The 23,293-nt window shown below is 61.1% G+C and carries 25 protein-coding genes; 4 read left to right on the forward strand and 21 right to left on the reverse strand.

Annotation, left to right across the window (positions count from 1 at the left end; all coding sequences use genetic code 11):
- Positions 1-50: 50 nt before the first annotated feature.
- Together ccmB and ccmA are read right to left on the reverse strand one after the other, a co-directional pair.
- Positions 51-719, reverse strand: coding sequence for a heme exporter protein CcmB (gene ccmB / locus BKD70_RS17815; RefSeq protein ID WP_047275893.1), 669 nt, complete (start codon positions 717-719; stop codon positions 51-53).
- Positions 716-1,351 (reverse strand): cytochrome c biogenesis heme-transporting ATPase CcmA, encoded by a 636-nt coding sequence (gene ccmA, locus BKD70_RS17820; RefSeq protein WP_047276198.1) that lies wholly within the window; start codon positions 1,349-1,351, stop codon positions 716-718. Before ccmA ends, ccmB begins: the two co-directional genes overlap by 4 nt.
- Positions 1,352-1,542: 191 nt before the next feature.
- Here ccmA and BKD70_RS17825 point away from each other — a divergent pair, with 191 nt between their 5' ends.
- Genes BKD70_RS17825 through idi form a run of 3 tightly spaced genes read left to right on the forward strand, consistent with a single transcriptional unit; the run spans position 1,543 to position 4,025 of the window.
- Positions 1,543-3,114, forward strand: coding sequence for a flagellar hook-length control protein FliK (locus BKD70_RS17825; protein ID WP_047275895.1), 1,572 nt, complete (start codon positions 1,543-1,545; stop codon positions 3,112-3,114).
- Positions 3,111-3,428: an EscU/YscU/HrcU family type III secretion system export apparatus switch protein gene (locus BKD70_RS17830; RefSeq protein ID WP_047275897.1), complete on the forward strand. Its 318-nt coding sequence runs from the start codon at positions 3,111-3,113 to the stop codon at positions 3,426-3,428. Before BKD70_RS17825 ends, BKD70_RS17830 begins: the two co-directional genes overlap by 4 nt.
- Before the next feature lie 18 nt (positions 3,429-3,446).
- Complete coding sequence (idi, locus tag BKD70_RS17835; RefSeq protein ID WP_047275898.1) at positions 3,447-4,025, forward strand: isopentenyl-diphosphate Delta-isomerase; 579 nt, start codon at positions 3,447-3,449, stop codon at positions 4,023-4,025.
- 39 nt (positions 4,026-4,064) lie between these two features.
- On the opposite strand, the gene BKD70_RS17840 is transcribed toward idi, so the two are convergent.
- From BKD70_RS17840 to BKD70_RS17915, 16 genes are all read right to left on the reverse strand, one after another.
- Positions 4,065-4,457: a DUF2802 domain-containing protein gene (locus BKD70_RS17840; RefSeq protein ID WP_047275900.1), complete on the reverse strand. Its 393-nt coding sequence runs from the start codon at positions 4,455-4,457 to the stop codon at positions 4,065-4,067.
- Positions 4,458-4,940: a chemotaxis protein CheW gene (locus BKD70_RS17845; protein ID WP_047275901.1), complete on the reverse strand. Its 483-nt coding sequence runs from the start codon at positions 4,938-4,940 to the stop codon at positions 4,458-4,460.
- A gap of 80 nt (positions 4,941-5,020) precedes the next feature.
- A complete protein-coding gene (locus BKD70_RS17850; RefSeq protein WP_047275903.1) occupies positions 5,021-5,863 on the reverse strand; it encodes a CheW domain-containing protein in 843 nt (280 codons plus the stop codon).
- 84 nt (positions 5,864-5,947) lie between these two features.
- Positions 5,948-6,736, reverse strand: a complete 789-nt coding sequence (locus BKD70_RS17855; protein ID WP_047275905.1) for a ParA family protein — start codon at positions 6,734-6,736, stop codon at positions 5,948-5,950.
- Positions 6,737-6,787: 51 nt separating this feature from the next.
- Entirely contained in the window at positions 6,788-7,678 is an 891-nt protein-coding gene (gene motD / locus BKD70_RS17860; protein ID WP_047275907.1) for a flagellar motor protein MotD, read from the reverse strand.
- A gap of 15 nt (positions 7,679-7,693) precedes the next feature.
- Positions 7,694-8,434 (reverse strand): flagellar motor protein, encoded by a 741-nt coding sequence (locus tag BKD70_RS17865; RefSeq protein WP_047275909.1) that lies wholly within the window; start codon positions 8,432-8,434, stop codon positions 7,694-7,696.
- Positions 8,434-9,579: a chemotaxis response regulator protein-glutamate methylesterase gene (locus BKD70_RS17870; protein WP_047275911.1), complete on the reverse strand. Its 1,146-nt coding sequence runs from the start codon at positions 9,577-9,579 to the stop codon at positions 8,434-8,436. Before BKD70_RS17870 ends, BKD70_RS17865 begins: the two co-directional genes overlap by 1 nt.
- 49 nt (positions 9,580-9,628) lie before the next feature.
- Positions 9,629-11,869 carry a chemotaxis protein CheA gene (locus tag BKD70_RS17875; RefSeq protein ID WP_047275913.1) on the reverse strand — a complete coding sequence of 747 codons (2,241 nt, stop codon included), beginning with the start codon at positions 11,867-11,869 and terminating at the stop codon, positions 9,629-9,631.
- An 11-nt stretch (positions 11,870-11,880) separates the two neighbouring features.
- On the reverse strand, positions 11,881-12,669 hold the full coding sequence (locus BKD70_RS17880; RefSeq protein ID WP_047275915.1) for a protein phosphatase CheZ: 789 nt from the start codon (positions 12,667-12,669) through the stop codon (positions 11,881-11,883).
- A 21-nt stretch (positions 12,670-12,690) separates the two neighbouring features.
- The gene (locus BKD70_RS17885; RefSeq protein WP_162199707.1) at positions 12,691-13,062 is read right to left on the reverse strand and encodes a chemotaxis response regulator CheY; all 372 of its coding nucleotides are present in this window, start codon (positions 13,060-13,062) and stop codon (positions 12,691-12,693) included.
- A gap of 207 nt (positions 13,063-13,269) precedes the next feature.
- Positions 13,270-14,010, reverse strand: a complete 741-nt coding sequence (fliA, locus tag BKD70_RS17890; protein WP_047275918.1) for an RNA polymerase sigma factor FliA — start codon at positions 14,008-14,010, stop codon at positions 13,270-13,272.
- A complete protein-coding gene (gene fleN, locus BKD70_RS17895) occupies positions 14,007-14,840 on the reverse strand; it encodes a flagellar synthesis regulator FleN (protein ID WP_047275920.1) in 834 nt (277 codons plus the stop codon). Before fleN ends, fliA begins: the two co-directional genes overlap by 4 nt.
- 119 nt (positions 14,841-14,959) lie before the next feature.
- Positions 14,960-16,273 (reverse strand): flagellar biosynthesis protein FlhF, encoded by a 1,314-nt coding sequence (gene flhF, locus BKD70_RS17900; RefSeq protein ID WP_047275922.1) that lies wholly within the window; start codon positions 16,271-16,273, stop codon positions 14,960-14,962.
- A gap of 10 nt (positions 16,274-16,283) precedes the next feature.
- The gene (gene flhA / locus BKD70_RS17905; RefSeq protein WP_047276200.1) at positions 16,284-18,413 is read right to left on the reverse strand and encodes a flagellar biosynthesis protein FlhA; all 2,130 of its coding nucleotides are present in this window, start codon (positions 18,411-18,413) and stop codon (positions 16,284-16,286) included.
- Between the two features lie 171 nt (positions 18,414-18,584).
- Complete coding sequence (locus tag BKD70_RS17910) at positions 18,585-18,854, reverse strand: hypothetical protein (protein WP_047275924.1); 270 nt, start codon at positions 18,852-18,854, stop codon at positions 18,585-18,587.
- 354 nt (positions 18,855-19,208) lie between these two features.
- Entirely contained in the window at positions 19,209-19,778 is a 570-nt protein-coding gene (locus BKD70_RS17915) for a hypothetical protein (protein WP_047275926.1), read from the reverse strand.
- Positions 19,779-19,955: 177 nt separating this feature from the next.
- On the opposite strand from BKD70_RS17915, the gene BKD70_RS17920 reads away from it, so the two are divergent.
- A complete protein-coding gene (locus tag BKD70_RS17920) occupies positions 19,956-21,080 on the forward strand; it encodes an RHS repeat-associated core domain-containing protein (protein ID WP_052892184.1) in 1,125 nt (374 codons plus the stop codon).
- 16 nt (positions 21,081-21,096) lie between these two features.
- Here BKD70_RS17920 and flhB read toward each other — a convergent pair whose 3' ends face one another.
- From flhB to fliQ, 3 genes are read right to left on the reverse strand one after another with little or no spacing between them, the layout of a single operon-like run.
- The gene (gene flhB, locus BKD70_RS17925) at positions 21,097-22,233 is read right to left on the reverse strand and encodes a flagellar biosynthesis protein FlhB (RefSeq protein ID WP_047275928.1); all 1,137 of its coding nucleotides are present in this window, start codon (positions 22,231-22,233) and stop codon (positions 21,097-21,099) included.
- Positions 22,234-22,235: 2 nt separating this feature from the next.
- A complete protein-coding gene (fliR, locus tag BKD70_RS17930) occupies positions 22,236-23,018 on the reverse strand; it encodes a flagellar biosynthetic protein FliR (RefSeq protein WP_047275930.1) in 783 nt (260 codons plus the stop codon).
- A complete protein-coding gene (gene fliQ / locus BKD70_RS17935; RefSeq protein WP_047275932.1) occupies positions 23,019-23,288 on the reverse strand; it encodes a flagellar biosynthesis protein FliQ in 270 nt (89 codons plus the stop codon).
- Positions 23,289-23,293: the final 5 nt, after the last annotated feature.

Raw genomic sequence — 23,293 nt, forward strand, 5'->3', positions numbered from 1 at the left:
AGTGCCATGCCAGCCAGGGTCTTTACTGGCCAATTAATGGCCAGACCTCATTATTCGCCGACGCTGATTTTCAGGCCGGCCGCTATCGCAAACGGTGTCAGGGTTACTGCCAGGGCCGTCAGGCTGCCCAGCCACAGCAAGTAACCGGTCGCGGGCATCCCCTGGAGTGCCGCCTGCAAGGCGCCACTGCCCAGAATCAGCACCGGGATATAGAGGGGCAGGATCAACAAGGCGAGCAACAGGCCGCCGCGCTTGAGACCCACCGTCAGTGCAGCGCCGACGGCACCGAGCAAACTCAGTACCGGCGTGCCAAGCAACAACGACATCAGCAATACCGGCAGACACGCCACCGGCAACCCCAGCATCAAGGCCAGCACGGGTGACAGGATCACCAGCGCCAGCCCGGAAAACGCCCAGTGTGCCAGTACTTTGGCCAACACCAGTAGAGCAAGGGGGTGCGACGAAAGGACCCACTGTTCCAGCGATCCGTCTTCGAAATCACTGCGGAAAAGCCCGTCCAGCGAGAGCAGGACCGCTAAAAGGGCCGCCACCCAGAGCAGCCCCGGAGACAAGGTTTGCAACAATTGAGTCTCGGGGCCGACCGCCAACGGGAACATCGCAATCACGATGGCGAAGAACACCAGCGGGTTGGCCAGCTCGGCCGGACGACGGAATAACAAACGCGCTTCACGCGCCACCAGCACGGCAAACACACTCATACGGCCCAACGCCCCAAATCAATGTCGCGATACCCGGCAGGCAGGCGGGTCAGGGTGTGGTGCGTGGTCAGCACCACCATGCCGCCCTGCTCACAATGTCGGGCCAGGTGCTCTTCAAGCTGGGCGACGCCTTGCTTGTCGAGCGCGGTAAAGGGTTCGTCGAGGATCCACAGCGGCGGGCTGTCGAGGTGCAGGCGCGCCAGGGCGACGCGGCGTTGTTGACCGGCCGACAACGTGTGGCACGGCACGTCCTCGAAGCCTTTGAGGCCCACGGCAGCCAGCGCGGCCCAGATGGCCTCGCGCGAGGCCGGGCGATGCAAGGCACACAGCCAGCTGAGGTTCTCTTCGGCCGTCAGCAGGTCTTTGATCCCGGCGGCATGCCCGATCCACAGCAGGTTGCTGGCCAGCTCGGTGCGCTGGCCGCTCAAGGGCTGGCCATTGAGGCGAATTTCACCCGCCGTCGGTTGCATCAATCCGGCCAACAAACGCAGCAGGCTGGTTTTGCCGCTGCCGTTGGGGCCGCTGATTTGCAACATGTCACCGCTGGCCAGACGCAATTCGAGGTCTTCGAACAACATCCGCCAGTCACGCTCACAGGCGAGCGCTACGGCTTCTAGAAGAGGGCTGGTCACGTAATTGAGGCCTTCACGGTTCAAGTCGGCTCAGGCGCGGCCGTTAAAGTGATGCAGGATAAATGCATTTGCGGCCTGTTTCAGAGAGCTGGGTCAAACAATTTTGAAGTTTTGCTGCCCTCTGAACGACGGGGCGGCATTATACATGCCATGTCCTACTCTAAAGAGGGCAATTTCGACAGGTTGTAACGATGAAAGGCGACATGAATATTCCTCCGCTCCCACCCGCCGTCACAAACGGTGCACGCGCAGGCGTGGTCGGCGGCGAGCTGCTGAAATTGTTGCAACCCCTCGATGGCTTGATTGGCCCCGGTCAGAGCGCCAAGGCCGAAGTGCTGTCGCTCAAGCAGGACGACCTCGCGTTTCAACTGCTGCTCAAACTGACGCTGGCGGGCGGGCGCCAAACCCACGTGCAAGCCAACAGCCCGTTCCCATTGCCGCAAGGCACGCAACTGGCCGTCACCCAACCGACCTCCGGCAGCCTGGCCATCAGCGTGCAGCAGGCACTGAGCAGCAGTGTCGCCACCCTCACCCGCCTCGACACCGGGCAACTGCCCGTCGGCACCTTGCTGCAAGGCAAAGTGCTGACCACCCAGCTCGTGCCGCAACCCACGGGCCAACCGGCGCTCTACCGCTCCCTGGTGACCCTGCTCAACACCGCGCTGAGCGGCACCACCCTGGCACTGGACAGCCCGCAGCCCTTGCGCATCGGTAGTCTGCTTACAGCGCAGGTACAAGGTGAGCAAAGCCTGCAGTTCGTCCCCTTGAGCGGGCGACAGGATCAACTGGCGATTGCGCAACAACTGGTCACACAACAACGCGCGCAGGGCTCGCTCGAAGGACTGCTGAACGCCTTGCGAGCGCTGCCGCCGGACGCCACGTTGCCGGCCGACCTGCGAGCGTCCATCGACAAACTGCTGGCGGGCCTGCCCACCCCCGCGCAGTTGAGCACCCCCAAAGGCGTGAGCGATGCCCTGCTCAACAGCGGTGCGTTTCTGGAGGCCAAGCTATTGGGTGGCCAAGCACAGCACCTGGCCCCCGACCTCAAAGCCACGTTGCTGCGCCTGATTGCCCAGATCACGCCGGGCGTGGCGGCCAGTAGCGCTTTCAACCCCGGCGTGGCCGCCAGCGCTCAGGCGCAAGCCATGCCCACGTTCGTGCGCAACGCCCTGGGCATGCTCGGTCAGGTCAGCGCCAAGCCCCAACCGGGCGGCTTCCCGCTGCCCGGCCGCACCCTGCAAAGCGCAGAGGGCGAAGACAACCTCGAAAGCCTGTTAAAACTGGCCGCGGCGGCCATTTCCCGCCTGCAAAGCCATCAGCTGTCCAGCCTGGAACAAAGCGGTCGCACGCCCGACGGCGGCGTGCTGACCACCTGGCAGCTGGAAATCCCCCTGCGCAACGCCCACGACATCGTGCCGTTGCAAGTGAAATTCCAACGCGAAGACCCGCCTGAACAGGCACCCGAAGAAAAGCGCGAGACCCGTGAAGTCAAAGACCCGCTGTGGCGCGTGGAACTCGCCTTCGACCTGGCTCCGCTCGGGCCGCTGCACGTGCAGGCGCAACTGTTGCGCGGCACCCTGTCAGGGCAGCTCTGGGCGCAACACGCCTTCACCGCCGACCTGATCGACAGTCAGCTCGGCCTCTTGCGCCAGCGCCTGAACGACGCCGGCCTGAGCGTGACCGACCTCGACTGCCATCAGGGCACACCGCCCCAGGGCAACCACAAGCCGCTGGAACAACGCTGGGTGGACGAAACCGCATGAGCACACCCAACCCGCCGCGTCAGGCCATTGCCCTCAAATACGACGGCAAACAGGCCCCGACCCTCACTGCCAAGGGCGACGACGAACTGGCCGAAGCCATCCTCACCCTCGCCCGCGAGTATGACGTCCCGATTTACGAGAATGCCGAACTGGTGAAACTGCTGGCGCGCATGGAGCTGGGGGACAGCATCCCGCAAGAGCTGTACCGCACGCTGGCCGAAATCATCGCTTTTGCCTGGCAACTCAAAGGCAAATTCCCGGCAGACTTCGACCCTAATCCGCAACCGCAAGAGCGGGATGTGACCCCCAGGTAAGCCCACAGGACGCCAGCCATGAACATGCCGTCATCCCCTGAGGAAACCTTGATTCTGGTGGATGCGCAGGACCGCGCGATCGGCACCGGCCTGAAAATGCCCGTGCATCGAGAGGGGCTGTTGCACCGTGCTTTTTCTATCTTTGTGTTCAACGCCAGGGGCGAACTGATGCTGCAACAACGGGCCAGCGGCAAATACCACTCCGGCGGTTTATGGACCAACACCTGCTGCGGTCATCCGCGGCCCGGCGAGTCAACCCTGAGTGCAGCGCGACGTCGCTTGCAGGAAGAGATGGGGTTTACCTGTTCGTTGTACGCAGCCGGTACGTTGACCTACCGGGCACAGGTCTCCAACGACTTGATCGAGCATGAATTCGACCACCTGTATGTGGGTCGCTTTGACAGCCCACCGCACCCCGACCCCGCTGAAGCGCAGGACTGGAAATGGATCGATACCTCAGTGCTGGCCGCGCAACTGACCCACCAGCCGCACGCCTTTACGGCGTGGTTCCACGCCATTCTTGAACAACCCGGTGCACACCTGGACACGCTGAAGGCGCGCGCACTGGCGGGGCTGCCTGACAACAACACCCCCTGAGGGCCTGCCCCGGCCAGGGTCAAGCCACACGGGTGCTTATTAGCCTTTGTGCATTTTGCTCATCAACTCGGCTTCGGCCTGGGTCAGGCCGCAGGACTCGGTCAGTTCGTCGATGCTGGCGCCCATGCCCACCAGGCGCGCCGCCTGGGAAAACGACAGGCTGGTCGGGTCGCGCTGTTCCAGCTGGGTCAGCTTCTCGGGCAACGGTGCCACCACTGCGCGCAATTCATGCAAGTCTTCACCCATTTGCACGCTGCCATTCTGGTAGGTGTCCAGCCGCCGCCCCAGCTCCTTGATGCGCTGATCGCGCAGCGCATCCCCCGCAGCCTGTTGCGCCGCGATCAGGCGCTGGCTGCGAACGTAGGACACGAACATCCACACCGTCAGCCCCCACAACAGGCCCAGGACTATTACCGCCACCTCAAGCATCAATCAGATGTTCTCCAGGTCCGACCATTCTTCTTCGCTCATCATTTTGTCCAGCTCAACCAAAATCAACAGTTCGTTGTTTTTGTTGCACACGCCCTGGATAAACTTGGCGGACTCTTCGTTGCCAACGTTCGGCGCCGTTTCGATTTCAGACTGGCGCAGGTAAACCACTTCCGCCACGCTGTCGACCAGAATCCCGACCACTTGCTTGTCGGCTTCAATGATGACAATGCGCGTGTTGTCCGTGATGTCGGCGTTCATCAGGCCGAAACGCTGGCGGGTGTCGATGACCGTCACCACGTTGCCGCGCAGGTTGATGATGCCCAACACGTAGGAAGGCGCACCCGGCACAGGTGCGATTTCGGTGTAGCGCAACACTTCCTGCACCTGCATCACGTTGATGCCGTAGGACTCGTTGTCCAGCTTGAAGGTAACCCATTGCAGGATCGGATCTTCGGACGACGCCTTTGCACTTGACTGATTCATACCCCAAACCCCTGACTAAATACCGCTTAAGCGGCGAGTGTGCTGTCTGACCGCGCCATGGGCCCGGTCGTTATGTTGTGTTACGTCTGTGGCACGGACGCCGCCTTGCTCATGTGCTTGACCGCACCACTGGCGATCAGCTCGGCCAGTTCGGCCACATCCAGCAGCGCGCACATGTGTTCGATCACGGTGCCCGCCAGCCATGGCCGCTGGCCACGCTGCGTGCGCCATTTGATTTCATTGGGGTCCAGGCGCAACGAACGGCTGACCTGATGCACCGCCAGCCCCCATTCGTAGCCCTGAACCGATATCACGTACTGCAAGCCTTCGCGGAAATCGTCGCGGTAGCGGTCGGGCATCACCCAGCGCGCCGTATCGAGCACTTTGAGGTTGCCACTCTGGCTCGGCAGAATGCCGAGAAACCAGTCCGGCTGGCCAAACAATGGCGTCAACTCACGCCCGGCCAGCGAATAAATCGAACCCAGGCACACCAGCGGCACGGCCAGGGTCAGCCCGGCCACATCGAACAACAGGCACTCGAAGGGCTCGGCGGCCCAGGCCGGGCGCCCGTCGCTGTACACCGGCGCCTGACCGCCCGGCGTAGCGGGCAGGTGCACCTGCACCAACGGCTGGGCTACGGCGTCGGGCGTGTCGGCCACACTCACCGCCTCGGCGGGCACGACGTCCGGCGCACGCAACGGCACCACCACCGCAGGCACCACCACCGCATCGCGCACCTGCTCTTCGAGCACGGCGGCGGCAAAGTCATCGAGTTCAACCGGTTCGGCCACGGGCAACGGCGCGATCGGCTCTGGCTCGGGCTCGACCCACAACAGCTCTTGCGTGGCCTCTTGCAACAAACCGTCGAGGTACGACTGCAACGCCAATTGCGGACGCGTAGGAATCATTACAGGTTGCTTCATAACGTGACCCACATCCCGTACTCGCTCGCGTGGCCTTTGAAGGTTATCGGCCGTATTACTTTGTTACTTGAATGCATGCGCACCTCAGGCCACCTGCGGCGACAGCTGGCGGCTGAGCACGTGCTTGAGCAAGGCGCGATAGGCCACCACGCCCCGGCTCTTGGGATCGAATTGCGACGGCGCAAGGCCCGCCCGGCTGGCATCGCGCAAGCGCGTGTCCACAGGGATGTAGCCTTGCCAGATGGTGTCGGGGTACAAATCGCGCAACACCCGCAACGTGCTCATGGACGCCTGGGTGCGGCGGTCGAACAAGGTCGGGACGATGCTGAACGGCAGCTCTTGCTTGCGCGAGCGGTTAATCATCGCCAGCGTGTTGACCATGCGCTCCAGGCCCTTGACCGCCAAATGCTCGGTCTGCACCGGGATCACCAACTGCTGGCTGGCCGCCAGCGCATTGACCATCAACACGCCCAACAACGGCGGGCTGTCGATGATCGCGTAATCGTAGTCTTGCCACAGCTGCGCCAGCGCGCGGGCGATCACCAGACCGAGGCCGCTCTGGCCGGGCGACTGACGCTCCAGCGTGGCCAGCGCCGTGCTCGACGGCAGCAGGGAAATATGGTCATTGCTGGTGGGCAGCAACAGTTGCCCCGGCAAGCCTTCAGGCACCTGCCCCTTGTGCAGGAACAGGTCGTAGTTGCTGTGCTCAAGGGCATCGGGGTCATAACCGAAGTAGCTGGTCATCGAGCCGTGGGGGTCCAGATCGACCACCACCACGCGCTTGCCCGCCTCGGCCAGCAAACCGGCCAGTGCAATGGATGTGGTGGTCTTACCGACGCCACCTTTTTGATTGGCTACTGCCCAGACTCTCATTAGCGTGTTCCTCCCGGCGGCGAAACGCCCTGGCCGAGAATTGGCATTCAGTTAAAGGGCCGGCGACGGAGAATTGACGGCATTCCCGCGAACCGGCGGCGTTGATACCGGCGGTGCAGTTTGTGTGCCAGCCCGCTTCAAGGCCGCATCGGGCGTTGCATGCGCGGTTCCGGTGCCGGTCAGGCTACGGCGCACATCCAGGTTGCGCGAGACCACCAGCACCACCCGCCGGTTCAGCGCACGGCCTTCGGGGGTGGCGTTATTGGCCACCGGCTGAAACTCGCCATAGCCCACCGACGCCATGCGGGCCGGGTTGACCCCTTGCATGGCCAGCATGCGCACGATGCTCGACGAACGGGCCGACGACAGTTCCCAGTTGGTGGGGTACTGCGCCGTACGGATCGGCAAGTCGTCGGTGAAGCCTTCGACGTGAATCGGGTTATCGAACGGTTTGAGGATCGCCGCCACCTTGTCGATGATGCTGAACGCCACGTCGCTGGGCATCGCATCGCCGCTGCCAAACAGCAGGCTGGAGTTGAGTTCGATCTCGACCCACAGCTCATTGCCGCGCACGGTCAACTGGTTGGACGCAATCAGGTCGCCAAACGCCTGGGTGATGTCGTCGGCGATGGTTTTCAGCGGATCGCGGGTGATCTGCCCCAGCCCGGCGTCCGTCTGGTCGCTGTCTTTGACCAGGGGCTTGGCCGGCTGGATGGTCAACGGCCGCTCTTCACCAATGGGGATGGGCTTGAGCGTGCGTTCGGCGTCGTTAAACACCCCCACCAGCGCCTGGGAGATGATTTTGTACTTGCCTTCGTTGATCGATGAGATCGAGTACATGACCACAAAAAACGCGAACAACAAGGTGATGAAGTCCGCGTAGGACACCAGCCAGCGCTCGTGATTGACGTGTTCTTCAGGCTGCCGACGGCGACGGGACATAGCGCAAACTCTCCATTAGTCCATGAAGCCCTGAAGCTTCAACTCAATGGAACGCGGGTTCTCACCTTCGGCGATCGACAGGATGCCTTCGAGCAACATTTCGCGGTAACGCGACTGGCGCATGGCAATCGACTTCAGCTTGCTGGCAATGGGCAACAGAATCAGGTTGGCACTGGCCACGCCATAGATGGTGGCGACAAAGGCCACCGCGATGCCGCTGCCCAACTGGCTCGGGTCGGCCAGGTTGCCCATCACGTGGATCAAGCCCATCACCGCACCGATGATGCCGATGGTCGGCGCATAGCCGCCCATGCTTTCGAACACTTTCGCGGCTTCGATATCGCGGCTTTCCTGGGTCATGAAATCGACTTCCAGAATGCTGCGGATCGCTTCGGGCTCGGCGCCGTCCACCAGCAACTGCAAGCCTTTGCGCGAATAATCGTCGGGTTCGGCATCTGCCACGCCTTCCAGGCCCAGCAGGCCTTCCTTGCGCGCGGTGAGGCTCCAGTTGACGACGCGATCCACGCCGCCCGCCAGGTCAATGCGCGGCGGAAAGAAGATCCACACCACGGTGTGCATGGCGCGCTTGAACGCGCTCAATGGCGACTGCAACAACGCGGCGCCGATGGTGCCACCCAGCACGATAAGGGCCGCCGGGCCATTGGCCAGCGCGCCCAGGTGACCGCCTTCGAGGTAATTACCGCCGATGATGGCCACGAAGGCCATGATGATGCCGATCAGGCTCAGTACATCCATCAGTGACACGCCTCGACCAAGTGCTTGCCGATGTCATCCAGGCTGTACACCGCGTCCGCCAGGTTGGCTTTGACGATGGCCATGGGCATGCCGTAGATCACACAACTGGCCTCGTCCTGCGCCCAGACGTTGCTGCCGCCCTGCTTGAGCAGGCGCGCGCCTTCGCGGCCATCGGCGCCCATGCCGGTCAACACCACCGCCAGCACTTTGTCGCCGTAGGACTTGGCCGCTGAACCGAAGGTGATGTCCACACACGGTTTGTAGTTCAGACGCTCATCGCCCGGCAGGATACGTACCGCGCCACGCCCGTCGATCATCATTTGCTTGCCCCCCGGCGCCAGCAGCGCCAGGCCCGGACGCAGGATGTCGCCGTCTTCGGCTTCTTTCACACTGATGCGGCACAGCTTGTCCAACCGCTCGGCAAACGCCTTGGTGAACGCCGCAGGCATGTGCTGCACCAGCACGATGGGCGCCGGGAAATTGGCTGGCAACTGGGTCAATACCCGCTGCAAGGCCACCGGCCCACCCGTGGAGGTTCCAATCGCCACCAGTTTGTAGGCTTTGCGCTTGGGCGCTGGCGAGTTCGCGGTGGCCGCCGGGGCGGGCGCACTGCGGCTGGCAATCGGCGTGGTGCGGGTCGGTGCCGGGGTGGCAGGCGTGCCCGCTGGCGCAAAACCGCTGACCGACGGGCGTGGCGCGGGCGTCGGGGTGTGCGGCTGGGGTGCGCTGTAACTGGAAAAACGGCGGTTACTGCGCGAGATGGTGTGCACTTTCTCGCACAGCAGTTGCTTGACCTTATCGGGGTTGCGCGAAATGTCTTCGAAGTTTTTCGGCAGGAAATCCACGGCCCCGGCGTCCAGTGCATCCAGCGTGACGCGGGCACCTTCGTGGGTCAGGGAAGAGAACATCAACACCGGGGTCGGACACTTTTGCATGATGTGACGCACGGCGGTAATGCCGTCCATCATCGGCATCTCGTAGTCCATGGTGATCACGTCCGGCTTGAGCGCCAGCGCCTGATCAATCGCCTCTTTGCCATTGGTGGCGGTGCCGATCACTTGAATCGTCGGGTCAGCGGACAGAATCTCCGAGACACGGCGGCGGAAAAAACCAGAATCATCCACCACCAGGACCTTGACTACCATAAACACTCCGTTAGGCGGCGCGGGACGCAACCGCCCCGCTCCACCAGAATCAAATACGCCGTGCGGCGTAGCGTTTGAGCATGCTCGGCACATCCAGAATCAAGGCAATACGGCCATCACCGGTAATGGTGGCGCCCGACATGCCCGGCGTGCCCTGGAGCATTTTGCCCAACGGTTTGATGACCACTTCTTCCTGACCGACCAACTGATCGACCACGAAACCGATGCGCTGCGTGCCCACCGACAGAATCACCACATGCCCTTCACGCTGCTCTTCGTGGGCAGCCGAAGCCACCAGCCAGCGCTTGAGGTAGAACAACGGCAGCGCCTTGTCGCGTACGATCACCACTTCCTGGCCGTCCACCACATTGGTGCGCGACAGGTCGAGGTGGAAAATCTCGTTCACGTTGACCAGCGGGAAGGCGAACGCCTGATTGCCCAGCATCACCATCAGGGTCGGCATGATCGCCAGGGTCAGCGGCACCTTGATCACAATCTTCGAGCCCTGGCCCAGGGTCGAATAGATGTTCAGCGAGCCGTTGAGCTGGGCGATTTTGGTTTTCACCACGTCCATGCCCACGCCACGGCCCGACACGTCGGAAATCTCGGTTTTGGTCGAGAAGCCCGGCGCAAAAATCAGGTTGTAACAGTCGGACTCGCTCAGGCGATCGGCGGCGTCCTTGTCCATCAGGCCTTTCTTCACGGCAATGCCGCGCAGAATATTGGCGTCCATGCCTTTGCCGTCATCGGAGATGGACAGCAGGATGTGGTCGCCTTCCTGTTCGGCCGAGAGGATCACCTTGCCGCAACGGGACTTGCCTGCCGCTTCGCGTTCTTCCGGGGTTTCACAACCGTGGTCGACCGCGTTGCGCACCAAGTGGACCAGCGGGTCGGCCAGGGCCTCGACCAGGTTCTTGTCCAGGTCGGTTTCTTCGCCCACCAGCTCAAGGGTGATTTCTTTCTTGAGCTGACGCGCCAGATCGCGAACCAGTCGCGGGAAACGGCCGAACACTTTCTTGATCGGCTGCATCCGGGTCTTCATCACCGCGGTTTGCAGGTCGGCGGTCACCACGTCGAGGTTGGACACCGCCTTGGACATGGCTTCGTCATTGCTGTTGAGGCCCAGGCGCACCAGACGGTTACGCACCAGCACCAGCTCGCCGACCATGTTCATGATGTCGTCCAGGCGCGCCGTGTCGACCCGCACCGTGGTTTCTGCTTCCGAAGCCGCCGGTTTGTCCGGGTGGGCCGCTGCAGCGCGGGCCGGAGCGACCGGGCGCGCTGCCGGTTCAGGCTTGCTTGCCACGGCCGCCGCCGCTGCAGGCGCGGGCTTGGCCGCAGCCGGCTGGGCAGGGACTTCCGTGAACTTGCCCTTACCGTGCAACTCGTCGAGCAACGATTCAAATTCGTGGTCGGAGATGTGGTCCGGGTTGGCCGGTGCCGCATCAGCCGGCGCGACAGCCGCAGGGGCCGCTGGTGCCGCAGGGGCAGAGGCATCCAGTGCATCGGCACTGAACGACCCTTTACCGTGCAACTGATCGAGCAAGGCTTCGAATTCGTCGTCGGTGATTTCGTTGCTGGCGGGCGCGGCCGGTTCCGCCGGTTGAGCGGCGGGCGTCGCAGCCACGGCGTCCGGCGCAAACTGGCCTTTGCCGTGCAATTGGTCCAGCAGGGACTCAAACTCGGCGTCAGAAATTTCGTCGCTGCCCGGGGCGGATGCCGCCGCCTGCTCAGGCGTGGCCACAGGCGTCGCCGCCCCGCCCGCCGCCGCTTGCGCTTTGACTGCATTGAGCGAGTCCAGCAACAGCTCGAATTCGTTATCGGTGATGTCACCGCTGTCTGCGGCCACCGGTTCTGGCGCAGGCGCCACGGCCACGGGCTCCGGGGCGGCGGGTGCCGCTGCGGGCTCGGCCAGGCGCGCCAGGGCAGCCAGCAACTCCGGCGTCGCGGCGGTGATCGGTGCGCGCTCGCGCACTTCACTGAACATGCCGTTGACCGCGTCCAGCGCTTCCAGGATCACGTCCATCAGCTCCGAATCGACGTGTCGCTCACCCTTGCGCAAGATGTCGAACACGTTCTCGGCGATGTGACAGCACTCCACCAGCTCGTTGAGCTGGAGGAAGCCGGCGCCCCCTTTTACAGTGTGAAAACCGCGAAAAATTGCATTGAGCAGGTCGGCATCATCCGGTCGGCTTTCCAGCTCGACCAGTTGTTCGGACAACTGCTCTAGAATTTCGCCGGCTTCAACCAGGAAATCCTGAAGGATTTCTTCATCGGCGCCGAAGCTCATGTACGTGCTCCTTAGAATCCAAGACTTGAAAGCAAATCGTCTACATCGTCCTGACCGGACACGACGTCATCACGCTTATCGGCATGAATCTGCGGACCTTCACCCTGCGCCAGGTTTTTTTGCGGATTATTTTCTGCCCGCAGTGCTTCGCGGTCATGCTCGATCCCTGCGAAACGGTCAACCTGACTGGCCATCAACACCAGTTTGAGCAGATTGCTTTCAACTTCAGTCACCAGCTGCGTGACCCGCTTGATCACCTGACCGGTGAGGTCCTGGTAATCCTGAGCCAGCAAAATGTCATTCAGGTTGGCGGCGACCACGTGGCTTTCTTCTTCGCTACGCGTCAGAAAACCGTCAACCCGACGCGCCAGATCCCGAAACTCCTCGGCACTGAGCTCGCGACGCATGAAGCGTCCCCACTCTGCGCTCAAGGTTTTGGCTTCAGCGCCCAGGCCATTGACCACGGGCGTGCTGTTCTCCACCAGGTCCATGGTGCGGTTGGCCGCCGCTTCCGTTAAGCGCACAACATACGACAACCGTTCCGTGGCATCCGTGATCTGCGACACTTCTTCGGCTTGCGGCATGTGCGGGTCAATGTGGAAGTTGACGATTGCACTGTGCAGCTCGCGCGTCAGCTTGCCGACTTCGCGGTACAGGCCCCGGTCGCGGGTCTGGTTCAATTCGTGAATCAGCTGCACGGCGTCGCCAAACTGGCCTTTTTCAAGGCTGTCGACCAACTCGCGAGCATGTTTTTTCAAGGTCGATTCAAAATCGCCCTGGCTAGCCTCTTTATGCTCCATAACGCCCCCGTGGCGAGTCGATCAACCGATGCGTTCGAAGATTTTTTCGATCTTCTCTTTGAGTGCCAGCGCAGTGAACGGCTTGACGACATAGCCGTTAACACCGGCTTGCGCCGCTTCGATGATTTGCTCGCGCTTGGCTTCGGCCGTCACCATCAGCACGGGCATGTGCTTGAGTTTTTCATCCGCGCGCACGTGGCGCAGCAGATCGATGCCGGTCATGCCCGGCATGTTCCAGTCAGTCACCAGAAAGTCGATATGACCTTGATTGAGGATCGGTATCGCCGTGGTGCCATCATCGGCCTCAACGGTGTTGGTGAACCCCAGGTCACGCAGCAGGTTTTTAATGATCCGCCGCATCGTCGAAAAATCATCAACGATGAGGATTTTCATATTCTTGTCCAATTCGACCTCCAAGCAGTCTTAAAACGCGTCCAGCACCTGGGCGCGCCATTCAATCAATTCAGTAAACCTTAACCCTGTAGCCGCCACCGCCGACTGCGACGCGGATGCAGCGACCGTCTGTGACAGAAGGTCTTGCGGCCTTATCGCAGCCTGCGGCAGCGGCTACAGGGGGTAAATCGTGTGGACGGCGGCGTCTCAGCGCGCTCGCCATTCCGCCAGGCGCCCGCGCAAACGCGCGGCACACTGGCTGTGCAACTGGCTGACACGCGACTCGCTCACGCCCAGCACCTCACCGATTTCCTTGAGGTTGAGTTCTTCGTCGTAGTACAGCGCCAGCACCAGCCGCTCGCGTTCCGGCAAGTTGGCGATGGCCTCGGCCAACGCGCCCTGGAAACGTTCGTCTTCCAGGTCGCGCGACGGCTCAAGGTGAGCACTGGCGCCGTCCTCGTGCAGCCCTTCATGCTCGCCGTCCTGCAACAGGTCGTCGAAGCTGAACAGGCGGCTGCCCAGGGTGTCATTCAAAATGGCGTAATAATCATCAAGGCTTAAATTGAGTTCGGCCGCAACTTCGTGATCTTTAGCGTCACAGCCTGTTTTTGCTTCAATTGCCCGAATTGCATCGCTGACCATGCGCGTATTGCGGTGGACCGAGCGTGGAGCCCAGTCGCCCTTTCGCACTTCATCAAGCATCGCGCCACGGATACGAATACCCGCGTAAGTTTCGAAACTTGCACCTTTGCTGGCGTCGTATTTGGTCGACACTTCGAGCAGGCCGATCATCCCGGCCTGAATCAAGTCTTCAACCTGCACACTGGCCGGCAGACGCGCCAGCAGGTGGTACGCAATGCGTTTGACCAAAGGGGCGTAGCGTTCGATCAGCTCGTACTGGCTGTCGCGCGATGACTTGCTGTACATGCGATAGCCGCTTGCTGTCATGGAGACGTACCTACATTGGTTTGCTGCACCAGACGCTCAACAAAGAACTCCAGGTGCCCACGGGGATTGGCAGGCAATGGCCAGGTGTCAACTTTCTGTGCAATGGCCTTGAACGCCAGCGAGCATTTGGAGCGCGGGAACGCTTCGTACACAGCGCGCTGCTTTTGCACTGCCTTGCGCACACATTCGTCGTACGGCACGGCGCCTACGTATTGCAGGGCGACGTCTAGAAAGCGGTCGGTGACTTTGGTCAGCTTGGCGAACAGGTTGCGCCCTTCCTGCGGGCTCTGGGCCATGTTGGCCAACACCCGGAAGCGGTTCATGCCGTAATCGCGGTTCAGCAACTTGATCAACGCATACGCATCGGTGATCGAGGTCGGTTCGTCGCACACCACCAGCAGCACTTCCTGCGCGGCGCGCACAAAGCTGACCACCGATTCGCCAATCCCGGCGGCGGTGTCGATCACCAGCACGTCCAGGTTGTCACCGATCTCGCTGAAGGCCTGAATCAGCCCCGCATGCTGGGCCGGGCTCAGGTGAACCATGCTTTGGGTGCCCGACGCCGCGGGCACGATGCGAATCCCGCCGGGGCCAGGCAGCAGCACATCGCGCAGCTCGCAACGGCCCTCGACCACATCGGCCAGGGTGTATTTGGGGGTCAGCCCCAGCAGTACGTCGACGTTCGCCAACCCCAGGTCAGCGTCCAGTAACATCACTCGTCTGCCCAGCTCGGCAAGAGCCAGCGACAAGTTGACTGAAACGTTAGTTTTACCGACGCCACCCTTGCCGCCGGTCACTGCGATCACCTGTACGGGATGCATGCTGCCCATGATCTTTCTTTACCTTGTCTTACTTAGACGCGGCTACAGAGGCTGGCTGCGGGTTCCTCAACGGGAACAGGATGTGCAGACCATCAATGTAGGTACATTCCAACGTAATCATCACTGCCTCAGCCGACCCGTTTGGAAGGGCTGTGGTAGATATCAGCGAACATGTCGGCCATGGCCTCTTCGCTGGGTTCTTCCTGCATTTGCACACTCACCGCACGGCTCACCAACTGGTGACGACGCGGCAGATGGAGATCGTCCGGGATACGCGGACCGTCCGTGAGATAGGCCACTGGCAGCTCGTGGCTGATGGCCAGACTCAACACTTCACCAAGGCTCGCCGTCTCATCCAGTTTGGTCAGGATGCAACCGGCCAGCCCGCAACGTTTATAACTGTGGTACGCCGCCGCCAGCACTTGTTTCTGGCTGGTGGTGGCCAATACCAAATAGTTTTTGGACTTGATGCCGCGCCCCGCCAGGCTTTCGAGCTGCAGGCGCAACGCCGGGTCACTGGCTTGCAGGCCCGCCGTGTCCACCAGCACCACACGCTTGCGCACCAGCGGCTCCAGGGTTTGCCCCAGCGACTGGCCGGGCGCCACGTGCGTGACGGGCACATTGAGGATGCGGCCCAGGGTTTTGAGCTGCTCCTGCGCGCCAATCCGGTAACTGTCCATGCTCACCAGCGCAATGTTTTGCGCGCCGTACTTGAGCACATAACGCGCCGCAAGCTTGGCCAGGGTGGTGGTCTTGCCCATGCCTGCCGGGCCGACCATGGCAATCACGCCGCCGTCTTCAAGCGGTTCGACTTCAGGGGTGGCGATCATGCGGGCCAAATGGGCCAACAGCATGCGCCAGGCCTGACGCGGCTCTTCAATCTCGGTCACTTGCTCCAGCAAGTCGCGGGCCAGCGGGCCGGACAAGCCGATGCGCTGCAAACGGCGCCACAGATTGGCTTGTGCCGGTTTGCTGCCTTGCAACTGATTCCAGGCCAACGAACCCAACTGCACTTCGAGCAACTCGCGCAAGCCATTGAGTTCAAAGCGCATGGTGTCGAAGGCGCGTTGGTCCATGCTCGGCGCGGCCGGGGCTGCGGGACGTGGCGGCTCGTCGAACGTCGGCTCGATCAGTGGCTCGGCGGCGGTCAGGGGCAAACCGGCAAACAATTGCCGACTGACATCCGACTCGCCCTCAGCGCGCATGCTCAACTCGGCCTGGGCCGACACAATGCGCGACTGGGTCTTGCGCAGCTCTTCTTCGAGTTCGACATTCGGCACACGGGGCGCCAGCGCGGACAACTTGTAGTCCAGCGCAGCGGTCAACTCAACACCGCCAGCAATGCGGCGGTTACCAATAATGGCGGCATCAGCCCCCAGCTCATCACGAACCAGTTTCATGGCCTGACGCATATCGGCGGCGAAAAAACGCTTCACTTGCATAAACCAAACCTCAGCCGTTCGGGCCTACTGTCGCAACGATGGTGACTTGCTTGTTGTCAGGGATTTCCTGGTACGCCAGCACATGCAGGTTCGGCACGGCCAAACGGCCAAACCGCGACAGCATCGCGCGGACCGGACCGGCCACCAGCAGGATCACCGGATTGCCTTGCATCTCTTGGCGTTGTGCGGCGTCGATCAACGAACGCTGCAGTTTTTCAGCCATGCTCGGCTCCAGCAGAACGCCCTCTTCCTGACCTTGCCCTGCCTTCTGCAGACTATTGAGCAATATTTGTTCCAACCTTGGCTCCAGCGTGATAACTGGCAGCTCAGACTCAACGCCTACAATGCTTTGGACGATGGCGCGGGACAAACCAACCCGCACGGCGGCCACCAAAGCGGCGGTATCTTGACTCTTGTGCGCATTGTTCGCGACGGCTTCGGCAATACTGCGAATGTCGCGCACCGGCACCTGTTCGGCCAACAGCGCCTGCAACACTTTGAGCAACTGCGACAGGCTCAGCACACCCGGCACCAGCTCTTCAGCCAGTTTAGGCGAGGCTTTGGCCAGCAACTGCATCAACTGCTGCACTTCTTCATGACCAATCAGCTCATGAGAGTGTTTGTAGAGGATCTGGTTCAAATGCGTGGCCACCACGGTGCTGGCGTCCACCACGGTGTAGCCCAGCGATTGCGCCTGACTGCGCTGGCTGACTTCGATCCACACCGCTTCGAGGCCAAAGGCCGGGTCCTTGGCGGTAATGCCGTTCAACGTGCCGAACACCTGACCGGGGTTGATCGCCAGTTCGCGGTCGGGGTAGATCTCGGCCTCGGCCAGAATCACCCCCATCAGGGTCAAGCGGTAGGCGCTGGGCGCCAGGTCGAGGTTGTCGCGGATATGCACAGTCGGCATCAGAAAGCCCAGATCCTGGGACAGCTTCTTGCGCACGCCCTTGATCCGCGCCAGCAATTGGCCACCCTGGTTGCGGTCCACCAGCGGGATCAAGCGGTAGCCCACTTCCAGGCCGATCATGTCGATGGGGGTTACGTCATCCCAGCCCAGCTCTTTGGTGTCTTGCGCACGGGCAGGCGACGGCAGCAGTTCCTGCTGGCGCTGAACTTCCTGCAGGGCCTGAACCTTGACGGCGTTTTGTTTTTTCCACATCAAATACGCCACGCCACCGGAGACGGCGGCCAGGCTCAGGAACGCGAAGTGCGGCATGCCGGGCACGGCGCCCATCACGGCCATCAACCCGGCGGACACCGCCAGCGCTTTGGGCGAGGCGAACATCTGGCGGCTGATCTGCTTGCCCATCTCTTCGGAGCCCGACGCACGGGTCACCATGATCGCGGCGGCCGTGGACAGCAACAGCGAAGGCAGCTGCGCCACCAAACCGTCACCGATGGTCAGCAGCGCATAGACTTTACCGGCATCAGCGAAGGTCATGCCGTGCTGGAACATGCCCACCGCCATGCCACCGATCAGGTTGATAAACAGGATCAACAGACCGGCGATGGCGTCACCGCGCACGAACTTGCTGGCACCGTCCATCGAGCCGTAGAACTCGGCTTCCTGAGCGACTTCCTGACGGCGGGATTTGGCCTGGTTCTGATCGATCAACCCGGCGTTCAGGTCGGCGTCGATGGCCATTTGCTTACCGGGCATGGCGTCGAGGGTGAAACGCGCGCTCACCTCGGAAATACGCCCGGCGCCCTTGGTCACCACCACGAAGTTGATGATCATCAAAATCGCGAACACCACGATACCGACCACGTAGTTGCCGCCGATCACCACCTCGCCGAACGCCTGGATCACCTTACCGGCCGCGCCGTGACCTTCTTGGCCGTGGAGCATCACCACCCGCGTCGAGGCCACGTTGAGCGCCAGGCGCATCAGTGTCGCCACCAGCAGGATGGTCGGGAACACGGCGAAATCCAGTGGGCGCAAGGCGTACACACACACCAGCAGCACCACAATCGACAGCGCAATGTTGAAGGTAAAGAACACGTCCAGCAGGAACGCCGGGATGGGCAACATCATCATGGCCAGCATCACCAGCAACAACAACGGCACGCCCAACTGCCCCTGACCCAGACCGGTCAGACCGTTGCGTGCGGTGTTGATTAACTGAGAGCGATCCAATGACATTGCGGGAAACCTTTAGCAAACTTTTGACGCCATGTGCGCCGTGGAGCCTGCCTTTGCAAGAAGCCTTCCAACTTTGGCAAATGGCCACCTGCCAGTGAAAAAACCTTGGCTTCAGGGGCAAACACCCTCTCCCGTCAGGAGAGGGATGGGGTCAGAGGCACCCTGTCAGGCGGGCCTGAGGCGCCAGCCCAGCACATCGAGCAGATCGCAGCCATCGCGCAGCAACAGCATGGCGGTGGTGGCCAGGTGCTTGAGGTCGACCTGATCGGCGTGTTCCAGATCACGGCTCGCAAAGGTTTCCATCAGTTGCGTGACCGCCAGCACACGGGCTGCGGCGTTGGCGTGCAAGACGTCCAGCGGGGCGTTACGGTCAATCAGCAAGGCGGGGATGGTGCAATCGATGGCAGTCAGCGGGATGTAGGGAGCGTTCGGCATGAGGAAAGTCCAATGGTTAGATGCATAAGCCACCTTTCGTCGCCAAACAAAGGGGTGGCAGCTGTGCGCGGGTTGGCGAACCGGTTAACCATAGAAACCCGGCAGACTCGAAAGTCTCCCACGCACAACCGCCATAAAGTCCTACAGGGCACGGATTGTACGCGCAAAGACTCATGACGCTTCTGCATCTACGGTTAAGTTCCGAGTCGCCAAACCCGGTCGCCATGTGGGCGAGCGCGGACTATAAGCGCCGGCACCGACACCCGGCAAGCAGCAACCCTGTCTGAAGAGGCTGATAAGGCTGCGGGCCGACGACCCTCTTGCACACGTCATACGCGCGCCCACACGCCGGGTTCAGTTCCAGCGCCATTCCCCCAAGTCGATGACCAGGCACGCACTGCTGCTGGCCCCGAACACCACATCAATCTTGCGGTTGGGCTGATAGCGCTCCGACCCGCGCCCGCCAATCAAAATATCCCCGCAGCGCCCGTCCCGCGTGTGCGGCCGATCCTTCCACACCGGCACACTGTCGAGCTTCAACTGGCGCACCAGGTTGCACAGGATAAAACTGCGCGCACAGATCCCGTTGATCCCTTCCGAGCTCAATGACTTGCGTAAAAATCGCAAAATCGTCTCGCGCTCTTTCTCGCACCGCTCCAGCACGGCGGCGTAATACGCCTCGTGGCCACAGCCCTGCGGCACCGTCGGCAGCGAAATCACCGCCAGCAGGTTGGCGCCCTCGGTACTGAACCCCACCACATGTTGATCGAGCGCCTGATCCAGCCAAAAAATCGCAAACGTACCCTCCAGCGCAGGGAACGCCGGAAACAACCCCTCCAGCTCAGCCATGGCCAGACCATGGGCATCACTCAGGGCATAGGTTTTGACCGACGCATCAGGGATCAGGGTTAACTCGATGGGCATCGCGCATCTCCATTGCCAGTTAAAAACGCCACGGCGCGCTCTTTCCACAGTTAAGCAGGTTTGGGCAAACCCACTACTGGCAACATTGACAGGGTGGCTACCTGATAGAACTGCCAGTACCCGTGACGCCTGCTCGCGCTCACCATCAAGCATCCCTCCACGCGCGCGAGACCGCCCATGAAAAAAGTACTGCTGTGCCGCTATGACTACGACCCGCTTGATCGGCTGACGGGCTTGCTCCCCCACCCCCAGGCGCCACGCCAACGCTTTTATCGGCAAAACCGGCTCGCCACGGACATCCAAGGCGACGTGCAGCACACCATCGCGCGGCACGGCGACCAGTTGCTAGCGCTACAGCGCCGTGATGCAACGTCATCCGCCAGCACCCTGCTCGCCACCGACCCGCAGCACTCCGTGCTGTATACGGTGGGTGCTACAGAACAACGGACAATGGCCTATTCGCCTTATGGTCACCATCCAACCGCAGGCGCCAATCAGCAGCTCTTGGGGTTTAACGGCGAGTGCGCAGACCCAGTGACCGGGCATTACTTATTGGGCAATGGCTATCGGGCGTTTAACCCCGTATTGATGCGCTTTAATAGCCCGGACAGTTGGAGCCCATTCTCTGCGAGTGGAATGAACACCTACACCTACTGCAGGAACAGACCCATAAACAGTAATGACCCCAGTGGTCATATCACTGTATTTATAAATGGAAAACTGTCGGAATTTATAACAGGAAAACTACAGAACTGGCTGAGCCGCACCCGAAAGAACTTATTGAATAACACCATTGACTTCCCACGCTTCAAAAACAACCTCGCTCGGTTCAATCAAGATTACTTTCCAGCCACAATAAAACCGGGGATAAGCCGAGCCGACGCGTACAGCGCTAGAACTAAAATATATAAATACACTGCGCGCGCAAACGAAAGACGCTTCCAGAATGAATATTTTCTAGCGGACTATCATCGAACTGCACAGGGAACTTCAACACTACTCAGCCAGGCTGCTTATGTTGTCAAATCAAACCGACTGCCTACCCACACCCTCCCCCAAGAACTCATAGATTATGTAGACGATCTATTACCTCCACCGCAGCACGCCATGTTCCACACGCTTAAAAACCCTCTTTACGGCACCGCCGGCAATCCTTCAGCTTACCGAGTGGAAAGAAATATGCCTGAGACTTATCTGGACTACATAAAAGAATTAAGAGCTAGCAACAACGCTAACTACTACAAATACACGAACAAAGCTAATGCGATCATAGCCAGTCATTTTATGCTTAGACGTGCCTGAATATAACAAAGACATTTCACTCATCCCGCCGCAAATCCGGCGGGATGGGCAGGTCGCTGAGCGGGTCAGGCCGCTTGCCCTTGCCCGCCTGATGCTGGCGGATCTGGTAGACGTACGCCAGCACTTGGGCCACGGCCAGGTACAAGCCGGCAGGGATTTCCTGGTCCAGTTCGGTGGAGTAGTAGATCGAACGCGCCAACGCCGGGGATTCGAGCAGCAGGATGTCGTGCTTGGCGCCGATTTCCCGGATTTTCAGCGCCAGAAAGTCGCTGCCTTTGGCCAGCAGCATCGGCGCCGCGCCTTTCTCGGGGTCGTATTTGAGGGCGACGGCGAAGTGGGTCGGGTTGGTGATGATGACATCCGCATCCGGGATGGCGCTCATCATGCGCCGCTGGCTCATGTCGCGCTGGGTCTGGCGGATGCGCTGTTTGACTTCCGGGCGCCCTTCCTGATCCTTGTGTTCGTCGCGCACTTCCTGCTTGGTCATCAGCAGTTTTTTGTGGCTTTCCCACAGCTGCACGGGCACGTCCACGGCGGCAATCAGGATCAACCCGCAGGCCATCCACAACGCACTCCAGGCCACCACTTGCAGGCTGTGAATCACCGCCGATTCCAGCGGTTCGTGGGCGATGCGCTGTAAGTCGTCGATGTCGGCCTGGAGCACCATCAACGCCACGATCAGGATGATGAAGAATTTGGCCAGCGCCTTGAGCAGTTCGACCAGCGCCTTGGCCGAGAACATGCGCTTGAGCCCCGCCGCCGGGTTCATGCGGCTGAACTTGGGCGCCAGGCTGCCCGCCGCGAACAGCCAGCCACCCAGTGCAATCGGCCCGATCAGGGCGGCAATCAGCAAGGTGATGAGCACGGGTTGGAGCGCGATCAGCGCGATTTTGCCCGAGTGCAGCAAGTAGGCGCCCATGGAATCGGGGTTGAGCAGCGCTTCGCGGCTGATGCTGAAGTTGTAGCGCATGATTTCCATCATGTCCTGCGCCAGCGCACCGCCAAAGATGATCAGGCCGATGGACCCGGCGAGCATGATGGCCAGCGTATTCAGTTCTTTAGAGCGTGCGATCTCGCCCTTTTCCCTGGAGTCTTTTTTTCGTTTCTCCGTGGGGTCTTCTGTTTTATCGGCGCCACTCTCGCTTTCGGCCATGGCTATTTCGCCTGTGCCAGATCACGTAAGAACTGCAGGGCCTCAGTGGCCAGCGGTTGGTACTGATTGAGGATGTCCGCCAGGCTGATCCACAGGATCACCATGCCCAGCACCAGGGTCAGCGGAAAGCCGATGGCGAAGATGTTCAGTTGCGGCGCCGCCCGGGTCATGACGCCGAAGGCAATGTTGACCACCAGCAGCGCGGTAATGGCCGGCAGCACCAGCATCAGGGCCGCGCCCAACACCCAGCCCAGTTTGCCCACCACTTCCCAAAAATGAAGGGTCAATAAACCGCCACCGACCGGCAAAGTGGTAAAGCTTTCGGTGAGCACTTCGAACACCACCAGGTGCCCGTTCATGGACAGGAACAGCAAGGTCACCAGCATGGTGAAAAACTGCCCGATCACCGCCACGTTAACCCCGTTGGCCGGGTCGACCATGGAGGCGAAGCCCATGCCCATCTGGATCGCGACGATTTGCCCGGCCACCACGAACGCCTGGAAAAACAGCTGCAGTGAAAACCCGAGCAACGCGCCGATGATGATTTGCTCGGCAATCAGCATCAACCCGCTCAGGTCCAGCGGGTTGACGGTGGGCAGCGGCGGCAGGCTGGGCACAATGGCCAGGGTAATGGCGATCGACAAAAACAGCTTGATGCGCTTGGGCACCAGGGTCGTGCCGATGATCGGCATGGTGGTCAACAGCGCGCCGACCCGGAACAGCGGCAGCATAAAGCTGGCGACCCAGGTACTGATCTGCGCGTCCGTCAGGGCCAGCAGCGACATTTAGCCGATCAACTGCGGAATGCTGCCGTACAACGACAGGATGTATTCCATGAACGTCTGCACCAGCCACGGCCCGGCCACGATCAGGGTCACGAGCATCACCAGCAAACGCGGGAGGAAGCTCAGGGTCTGTTCGTTGATTTGGGTGGCCGCCTGGAACATGGCGACCATCAGGCCCACCAGCAGGCTGGGCACCACCAGCACGGCCACCATCATGGTGGTCAGCCACAACGCACTGCGAAACAGGTCAACCGCGACTTCTGGGGTCATTGCGC

The sequence above is a fragment of the Pseudomonas sp. BS-2016 genome (genome assembly GCF_001806145.1).
In the GTDB taxonomy this organism is placed as follows: Bacteria; Pseudomonadota; Gammaproteobacteria; order Pseudomonadales; family Pseudomonadaceae; genus Aquipseudomonas; species Aquipseudomonas lundensis.